Origin of the sequence: Pectobacterium polonicum (assembly GCF_005497185.1) — a bacterium.
In the GTDB taxonomy this organism is placed as follows: domain Bacteria; phylum Pseudomonadota; class Gammaproteobacteria; order Enterobacterales; family Enterobacteriaceae; genus Pectobacterium; species Pectobacterium polonicum.
The window spans coordinates 39,583-46,353 of sequence record NZ_RJTN01000029.1 but is presented as its reverse complement, the minus strand read 5'-3'; the positions used below and the strand labels follow the sequence as shown (position 1 = coordinate 46,353).

The following is a 6,771-nucleotide window of genomic DNA, read 5'->3' as shown; positions in this document are numbered from 1 at the left end:
GTTGTTGGGTAGGGGAGCGTTCTGTAAGCCGTTGAAGGTGGCCTGTGAGGGTTGCTGGAGGTATCAGAAGTGCGAATGCTGACATAAGTAACGATAATGCGGGTGAAAAACCCGCACGCCGGAAGACCAAGGGTTCCTGTCCAACGTTAATCGGGGCAGGGTGAGTCGACCCCTAAGGCGAGGCTGAAAAGCGTAGTCGATGGGAAACAGGTTAATATTCCTGTACTCGGTGTTACTGCGAAGGGGGGACGGAGAAAGCTAGGTTATCCGGGCGACGGTTGTCCCGGTTTAAGCGTGAAGGTGGGTGACTTAGGTAAATCCGGGTCATCGTTAACACTGAGGCGTGATGACGAGTCACTACGGTGATGAAGTAACCAATGCTACGCTTCCAGGAAAAGCCTCTAAGCTCCAGGTAACATCAAATCGTACCCCAAACCGACACAGGTGGTCAGGTAGAGAATACTCAGGCGCTTGAGAGAACTCGGGTGAAGGAACTAGGCAAAATGGTGCCGTAACTTCGGGAGAAGGCACGCTGGCGCGTAGGTGAAGTCCCTTGCGGATGGAGCTGAAGCCAGTCGCAGATACCAGCTGGCTGCAACTGTTTAATAAAAACACAGCACTGTGCAAACACGAAAGTGGACGTATACGGTGTGACGCCTGCCCGGTGCCGGAAGGTTAATTGATGGGGTCAGCCGCAAGGCGAAGCTCTTGATCGAAGCCCCGGTAAACGGCGGCCGTAACTATAACGGTCCTAAGGTAGCGAAATTCCTTGTCGGGTAAGTTCCGACCTGCACGAATGGCGTAATGATGGCCAGGCTGTCTCCACCCGAGACTCAGTGAAATTGAACTCGCTGTGAAGATGCAGTGTACCCGCGGCAAGACGGAAAGACCCCGTGAACCTTTACTATAGCTTGACACTGAACCTTGAGCCTTGATGTGTAGGATAGGTGGGAGGCTTTGAAGCGTGGACGCCAGTCTGCGTGGAGCCAACCTTGAAATACCACCCTTTAATGTTTGATGTTCTAACGTAGGCCCGTAATCCGGGTTGCGGACAGTGTCTGGTGGGTAGTTTGACTGGGGCGGTCTCCTCCCAAAGCGTAACGGAGGAGCACGAAGGTTAGCTAATCCTGGTCGGACATCAGGAGGTTAGTGCAAAGGCATAAGCTAGCTTGACTGCGAGAGTGACAGCTCGAGCAGGTGCGAAAGCAGGTCTTAGTGATCCGGTGGTTCTGAATGGAAGGGCCATCGCTCAACGGATAAAAGGTACTCCGGGGATAACAGGCTGATACCGCCCAAGAGTTCATATCGACGGCGGTGTTTGGCACCTCGATGTCGGCTCATCACATCCTGGGGCTGAAGTAGGTCCCAAGGGTATGGCTGTTCGCCATTTAAAGTGGTACGCGAGCTGGGTTTAGAACGTCGTGAGACAGTTCGGTCCCTATCTGCCGTGGGCGTTGGAAGATTGAGAGGGGTTGCTCCTAGTACGAGAGGACCGGAGTGAACGCACCACTGGTGTACGGGTTGTGATGCCAATTGCATTGCCCGGTAGCTAAGTGCGGAAGAGATAACCGCTGAAAGCATCTAAGCGGGAAACTTGCCTCGAGATGAGTCTTCCCTGGACACTAGATGTCCCTGAAGGGCCGTTGAAGACGACGACGTAGATAGGCTGGGTGTGTAAGCGTAGCGATACGTTGAGCTAACCAGTACTAATGACCCGAGAGGCTTAACCTTACAACACCGAAGGTGTTTTGAGTGATGATGACTCATAGAGACATGTTTTGATATTTAGCTTGTTCAAAGATTGGTTCTGATGGTTGTGCGAGAGCGTGAGCGAAGCATGACGGTTGGAATGAAACAGAATTTGCCTGGCGGCGATAGCGCGGTGGTCCCACCTGACCCCATGCCGAACTCAGAAGTGAAACGCCGTAGCGCCGATGGTAGTGTGGGGCTTCCCCATGTGAGAGTAGGGAACTGCCAGGCATCAAATAAGTGGAAAGCCCCTGTCGCAAGACAGGGGCTTTTTGCTATGGCCTTATCTATAATCGATTTCCTCACTGTTTGCACATAGAGATCCACTAGGAATAAGAAATATAGGGAAATAAATGACGATCTTATATATCCAGATTCGTAAGAACAAAATGGTTGTGCGTAATCCTGAAACACACCAAGAGCTAGGTGATTCCAGTCAGGTTTTCAGTAATACACGTCTACTGGTTGCTGATTTTTTTCGTGCAGAGAAGGTGCTTAAAGATTTAGCCCGAAAATTAATAAAACGTAGCTGGTTTAAATTTGGTCAGGATGTACTTGTCATTCATGCGCTTGAAATGAATGAAGGTGGACTGTCTCAGGTTGAACAACGTATTCTTCAGGAAATAACCGTTTCCACTTCACCAAGAGCCCGGCTAGTTATGATCGAAAATGCTCGAGCATTAACCGATGAGGAAGTTATTGAACAAGCAAGGAAAAATGGATAAAGCGCATAACGTTTTTTTAGGCACAGTGAAACATTTTCACCTTATGCGTTGAGCACTCGACATTAGTGCAAAAACTCGCTATCTTCGGGCATCTGGATGTCTAAACGTTTAAACGTATGCTTTGAGGATATAAGGTTATGCCAATTCGGGTTCCTGATGAGTTACCAGCCGTTAATTTTTTGCGTAATGAGAACGTCTTTGTCATGACGTCCTCGCGTGCTAAAACGCAGGAAATTCGTCCACTCAAAGTGCTGGTTCTGAACCTGATGCCTAAAAAGATCGAGACTGAAAACCAGTTTCTACGCCTGTTATCCAATTCTCCCTTACAGATCGATATCCAACTGCTGCGTATCGATAGCCGAGAATCAAAGAATACGCCAACTGAGCATTTGAATAATTTCTACTGCAATTTTGACGATATTCAGGACGAAAATTTTGATGGTTTGATTGTTACTGGTGCCCCGCTGGGATTAGTCGATTTCTGCGATGTTGTGTATTGGCCGCAGATCGCACGTGTCATCGAGTGGGCAAAAGAACATGTCACGTCCACATTATTCGTGTGCTGGGCTGTACAGGCGGCTCTCAATATCCTCTACGGCATTCCGAAGATGACCCGAAAGGAAAAGCTCTCTGGTGTTTACTTGCATCAGACGTTACAACCCCACGCTTTGCTGACCCGCGGCTTTGACGAAACGTTCCTGGCTCCACATTCGCGCTATGCAGATTTTCCGGCTGATGTGATTCGGCAGCACACGGACTTGGATATTCTGGTTGAGTCGGAGCAGGCCGGCGCTTACCTGTTTGCCAGTAAAGATAAACGTCTGGCGTTCGTTACCGGGCATCCTGAGTATGATGTTCTGACGCTGGCAGGAGAGTTTTTCCGTGATAGCGATGCCGGATTAGATCCAGCGGTTCCGGTTAACTATTTTCCGGATGATAATCCCGAATTGGCACCGAAAGCGAGCTGGCGCAGCCACGGACATCTGCTTTTTGTTAACTGGCTAAATTACTATGTTTACCAGATTACGCCTTACGATTTGCGCAAAATGAATCCTACGCTCGACTAGTTCTCATCTTGATCTTTTTCTCTGAGGCACCGTTAAAGGTGCCTTTCTTTTTTGTGCTGAACCATTCCATTTCTGCTTGTTAGTGAAAGCTATTTCTTTTTATTCTTAATCTTAATTTTCAATTTTATCATGTGCTTGTATTTGTTTTTCCATAAAAATGGAAATTGTTTTTGATTTTTGTTTTTATTGCATTACGCTTAATTCTGTCGGCTAAGAAATGTACATGCTGTTTTGCCGACCTGGCGGTTGTTGATGAATGAAGCGGAATCTGAAAAGGAACCACGAATGATGCAGCAGACGATAAACAGAGAATTGGCATTTAGTCAGCGCGTTGGCGAGAGTGAGAAACACATTCTTACTGAAGAGGCGGTTGATTTCTTAGCGGAGCTGGTCGCGCATTTTACGCCAGCTCGTAATCAATTACTCGCCGAACGGCAGGTACAACAGCGTAGTATCGATCAGGGTAAGTTACCGGATTTTATTTCAGAAACGGCTTCCATTCGCGAAAAGGCATGGACAATACGCGGAATTCCCGATGACCTTCAGGATCGCCGCGTTGAAATTACTGGCCCAGTTGAGCGCAAGATGGTGATCAACGCATTGAATGCCAATGTGAAGGTTTTCATGGCGGACTTTGAGGATTCGCTATCACCGGGATGGGAAAAGGTGATTGATGGGCAAATCAACTTACGCGATGCCGTACGCGGTACGATTTCCTACATCAATGAAACAGGAAAAATCTACCAGCTGAAACCCAACCCTGCCGTATTGATTTGTCGGGTACGCGGGCTGCATTTGCCTGAAAAACACGTGTCCTGGCAGGGGGAAGCGATTCCCGGTAGCCTGTTTGATTTCGCGCTGTATTTTTTCCACAACTACCAGGAATTGCTCAAGAAAGGTAGCGGCCCCTATTTCTATTTGCCAAAGACACAGTCATGGCAGGAAGCGGCCTGGTGGAACGATGTCTTCTGCTATACGGAAGATCGTTTTGACCTTCCGCGTGGGACGATCAAAGCAACGGTATTGATTGAAACACTGCCCGCCGTTTTCCAGATGGACGAGATCCTCTACCACCTACGTGACCATATCGTTGGGCTGAACTGCGGCCGCTGGGATTATATCTTCAGCTATATCAAAACATTAAAGAACCACAGCGACCGCGTTTTACCCGATCGCCAGTCGGTGACGATGGAAAAACCTTTCCTCAGTGCTTACTCGCGGTTGTTAATCAAAACCTGTCATCGGCGGGGAGCATTCGCCATGGGCGGAATGGCGGCGTTCATTCCGAGTAAGGATGCTGAACGCAATAATTGGGTGTTGGATAAGGTACGTAAAGACAAAGAGCTGGAAGCTCATAATGGTCACGATGGCACCTGGGTGGCTCATCCGGGGCTGGCCGATGCGGTGATGGAGGTGTTCGATCGGGCGTTAGGTGAGCGCAAAAATCAGCTCGATATCAGCCGTGAACACGATGCGTCCATTCGCGCAGAGGAACTGCTGGAACCCTGTCCGGGAGAGCGTACGGAAGTGGGGATGCGTGCGAATATCCGCGTTGCGGTGCAGTACATCGAAGCGTGGATATCCGGTAATGGCTGCGTCCCGATTTATGGGCTGATGGAGGACGCCGCGACGGCAGAAATTTCCCGTACCTCAATCTGGCAGTGGATTCGCCACGGTAAGGCGTTGAGCGATGGCCGTGTGATCACTAAAGCGCTGTTCCGCCAGATGCTGGCCGAAGAGATGTTTGTGATTCAGGAGGAATTAGGTGATGCCCGTTTTAGCGGAGGGCGCTTTGATGAGGCCAGCCGACTGATGGAACAGATCACCACACAAGATGAGCTGATCGACTTCCTGACGCTACCCGGCTACGCATTGCTTGATTAATCCTGACTGATAATAAAAAGGAACCTCTGCTATGACGACCTCTCGTACCCAACAAGTCCAGCATATCGAAAAAGAGTGGAAAACCGCTCGCTGGGACGGTATTACGCGCCCCTACAGCGCAGAAGATGTGATTAATCTACGTGGATCGGTGAACCCGGAATGCACGCTCGCGCAGCTCGGCGCGGCGAGGTTATGGAACTTGCTGCATGGCGATTCTCGCAAAGGCTATGTTAACTGCCTGGGCGCGCTGACGGGTGGGCAGGCTTTACAGCAGGCGAAAGCGGGTATCGAAGCGATTTATCTTTCCGGCTGGCAGGTGGCGGCAGATGCCAATCTGGCGTCCAGCATGTATCCCGATCAGTCGCTCTACCCAGCAAACTCGGTACCTGCGGTGATTGAACGCATCAATAACACCTTTCGGCGTGCCGATCAGATTCAGTGGGCGAATCGCATTGAGCCCGGCGACAAGCGCTATACCGATTATTTCCTACCGATTGTGGCGGATGCGGAGGCCGGATTTGGCGGCGTGCTTAACGCATTTGAGCTGATGAAATCGATGATTGAAGCGGGCGCGGCGGCGGTTCACTTTGAAGATCAACTGGCATCGGCGAAGAAATGTGGCCATATGGGCGGTAAAGTACTGGTGCCGACTCAGGAAGCCGTTCAGAAGCTGGTGGCAGCGCGTCTGGCTGCGGATGTTTTGGGGGTGCCCACCTTGCTGGTTGCGCGAACCGATGCGGATGCCGCGGACTTACTGACCTCCGACTGCGATGAGTATGACCGTAATTTCATCACTGGAGAACGTACGGTGGAAGGTTTTTACCGTACGCGTGCCGGGATCGAGCAGGCGATCAGCCGGGGTCTGGCGTATGCGCCTTATGCCGATTTGGTGTGGTGCGAAACGTCAACGCCGGATCTATCGCTGGCGCGCCGTTTTGCCGAGGCTATCCATGCGAAATTCCCCGGTAAGCTGCTGGCGTACAACTGTTCGCCTTCCTTTAACTGGAAGAAGAATCTGGATGACGGCACGATTGCACGTTTTCAGGATGAGCTCTCGGCGATGGGTTACAAATATCAATTTATTACGCTGGCTGGCATCCACAGCATGTGGTTCAACATGTTTGACCTGGCGCATGCCTATGCACAGGGAGAGGGGATGAGACACTACGTAGAAAAAGTACAACAGCCTGAATTTGAAGCGATTAAAGACGGTTATACCTTCTCATCGCATCAGCAGGAGGTCGGTACTGGCTACTTTGATAAAGTGACGAACATCATTCAGGGGGGCGAGTCTTCAGTGACGGCGCTGACGGGATCGACGGAAGAGCAGCAGTTCTGATCCTGCC

At 50.4% G+C, this 6,771-nt stretch carries 4 protein-coding genes and 2 rRNA genes; all 6 read left to right on the top strand.

From position 1 onward, the window contains the following. Positions 1-1,731: ribosomal RNA gene (locus tag EDI29_RS20675) — 23S ribosomal RNA — on the top strand; the annotation flags it as partial. 133 nt (positions 1,732-1,864) lie between these two features. Then, positions 1,865-1,980 (top strand): 5S ribosomal RNA (gene rrf / locus EDI29_RS20670). A 122-nt stretch (positions 1,981-2,102) separates the two neighbouring features. Beyond that, positions 2,103-2,474, top strand: coding sequence for a YjaA family stress response protein (locus EDI29_RS20665; protein ID WP_137742388.1), 372 nt, complete (start codon positions 2,103-2,105; stop codon positions 2,472-2,474). A 137-nt stretch (positions 2,475-2,611) separates the two neighbouring features. Continuing rightward, positions 2,612-3,541, top strand: coding sequence for a homoserine O-acetyltransferase MetA (gene metA / locus EDI29_RS20660; RefSeq protein WP_107171168.1), 930 nt, complete (start codon positions 2,612-2,614; stop codon positions 3,539-3,541). Positions 3,542-3,826: 285 nt separating this feature from the next. Next, entirely contained in the window at positions 3,827-5,425 is a 1,599-nt protein-coding gene (gene aceB / locus EDI29_RS20655; RefSeq protein ID WP_137742387.1) for a malate synthase A, read from the top strand. Positions 5,426-5,456: 31 nt separating this feature from the next. Beyond that, entirely contained in the window at positions 5,457-6,764 is a 1,308-nt protein-coding gene (gene aceA / locus EDI29_RS20650) for an isocitrate lyase (protein WP_137742386.1), read from the top strand. Positions 6,765-6,771: the final 7 nt, after the last annotated feature.

What these genes read in the sequence shown, in the direction of transcription:
- aceA (WP_137742386.1), top strand. Translation starts at nt 5,457, where the DNA reads ATGACGACCTCTCGTACCCAACAAGTCCAGCATATCGAAAAAGAGTGG.
- EDI29_RS20665 (WP_137742388.1), top strand. Translation starts at nt 2,103, where the DNA reads ATGACGATCTTATATATCCAGATTCGTAAGAACAAAATGGTTGTGCGT.
- metA (WP_107171168.1), top strand. Translation starts at nt 2,612, where the DNA reads ATGCCAATTCGGGTTCCTGATGAGTTACCAGCCGTTAATTTTTTGCGT.
- aceB (WP_137742387.1), top strand. Translation starts at nt 3,827, where the DNA reads ATGATGCAGCAGACGATAAACAGAGAATTGGCATTTAGTCAGCGCGTT.